The sequence below is a fragment of the Micrococcus sp. HSID17227 genome (assembly GCF_003989405.1).
In the GTDB taxonomy this organism is placed as follows: Bacteria; Actinomycetota; Actinomycetes; order Actinomycetales; family Micrococcaceae; genus Micrococcus; species Micrococcus luteus.
In genome coordinates this window covers 1-1,813 of sequence record NZ_RBLN01000346.1, presented here as the reverse complement: position 1 = coordinate 1,813, position 1,813 = coordinate 1, and the positions used below count along the sequence as shown (strand labels likewise).

At 74.2% G+C, this 1,813-nt stretch carries 2 protein-coding genes; one reads left to right on the top strand and one right to left on the bottom strand.

Annotated features, from left to right (window positions below; all coding sequences use genetic code 11):
• Nucleotides 1-39 precede the first annotated feature (39 nt).
• On the bottom strand, nt 40-942 hold the full coding sequence (locus D8M29_RS11630; RefSeq protein ID WP_036315940.1) for a fumarylacetoacetate hydrolase family protein: 903 nt from the start codon (nt 940-942) through the stop codon (nt 40-42).
• 65 nt (nt 943-1,007) lie between these two features.
• Here D8M29_RS11630 and D8M29_RS11625 point away from each other — a divergent pair.
• Nucleotides 1,008-1,813, top strand: an 806-nt coding sequence (locus D8M29_RS11625; protein ID WP_148111604.1) for an aldo/keto reductase, incomplete at its 3' end; no start/stop codon positions are given.

Genomic DNA, 1,813 nt, shown 5'->3' with positions numbered 1-1,813 from the left:
CCGACGACGCGGGGCAGGGCGTCCGCCGGCGCCGCAGCCTCAGACGAGCTCATTGCGCTGGCGTCCCAGCCCGGTGATCTCCACCTCGACGACGTCGTCCGGACGCAGCCACGGGCGGCGGCCCTCGGCGTCCCGGCGGGCCAGGGCGACCCCCGCGGGCGTGCCGGTCAGGATCAGGTCGCCCGGGTTCAGGGTGATCAGCTGCGAGGCGTAGGAGACCAGCTCGGCGGGGGAGAAGACGACGTCGGCGACCCTGTCCTCCTGACGCAGCTCGCCGTTGACGTGCGTGAGGACGCGCGCATCCGCCGAGAACTCGTCCGGGGTGACCAGCCACGGACCCACGGGCGTCGAGGCCTCCCACACCTTGCCCTGCAGCCACTCGGAGGTGCGGCCCTGGAAGCCGCGCATGGAGATGTCGTTGGCCACCGCGTAGCCCGCGATGTGCTCCGGGGCGTCCTCGACGGCGATGCGTCGGCCCGGCTCCCCGACCACGATGCACAGCTCGCCCTCGTAGTCGACCCGGTGGTCCTCCTCGGGGACCTCGATCGGGTCCAGTGCACCCGTGAGGGACTGCGGGAACTTCGCGAACAGCGTCGGATGCTCGGGGCGATCCAGGCCCGTCTCGTCGATGTGGTTCGTGTAGTTCAGGCCCACGCAGAACACCTTGGTGGGGAAGGGCACGAGCGTGTCGTAGACGAGGCCGGAGGTGTCCAGCAGGAGGGACCGGTCGGCCTGCGCCGCGCGGAGGGCACCCTCCACCATCTCCCGCTGCTCCTCCGGCGTGGCGGTGAGGTACTCGCCGACGTCGCGACAGTCCGGCAGGGCGACGGCGCGCACGGCGACCTCGGGGTCCTCGGGGTGCACGGAGGTGATGACCGCGGCGAACGTGGCGCCGGGGTAGGCGGCGTCGGAGTCGGGCTGGCGGAACGTGGCGAGCTTCATGGACCCATCCCATCACAGGGCGGCGGGTCCGGACCCGGGGCGGGCGGACGTGAGACGGTGAGGCCATGAGCACAGCCCCCACGCATCCGCCGCTCGACCTCGACCCGACTCCGGCCACCCCGATCGTCCTCGGGACCATGGCCTGGGGGTCCGTTCCCCCGCCGCCCCCGGACGCCGACCCGGGGGCGAGGCCGGAGGGGCCCGCGGGCGAAGCGCAGGCCGAGGCGGCCGTGGAGCGTGCCCGCCGCGCCCTGCGTGCCGGGATCGAGGCCGGCGTCGACCTGCTGGACACCGCGGACATCTACGGGGCCGGCCGCTCCGAGGAGACCGTCGGCCGGCTGCTGCACGAGCTGCCCTACGAGGAGCGCTCCGCCCTGAAGGTGCAGACCAAGTGCGGGATCGTCCTGCACGAGACGGACCCGGCGGGGCGGCGCCTGACCCGCTACGACTCCTCGCCCGAGCACGTGCGCGCCTCGCTGGAGGGCTCGCTGGCCCGCCTCGGCGAGCAGCGCGTGGACACCCTGATCATCCACCGGCCCGACGTCCTCACGCCCGTGGCCGACACCGTGCGCGCCTTCCTCGACGCGCGGGAGGCGGGCCTGGTCGGCAAGCTGGGCGTCTCCAACCTCGGCGTGGGCCGCGTCCTCGAGTTCCAGCGCGAGCTCGAGAGCCAGGCGGCGGACGGGACCGGGCTGGCGTGCGTCCAGGTCGAGCTCGGCCTGCACCACCGCACCCTCGTGGAGGCGGTCGTGCTCGCCAACCACCCGGACGCCCCCGCGGACGCCGACGCCGGGCGCCTCGGCCCGGTGTGCGCGGCCGAGGGGATCGAGCTGCAGGCCTGGGGTCCGCTGGGGCAGGGTCGGTTCAGCTC

Coding starts and splice junctions, on each gene's coding strand:
- D8M29_RS11630 (WP_036315940.1), bottom strand. CDS start 942: ATGAAGCTCGCCACGTTCCGCCAGCCCGACTCCGACGCCGCCTACCCC.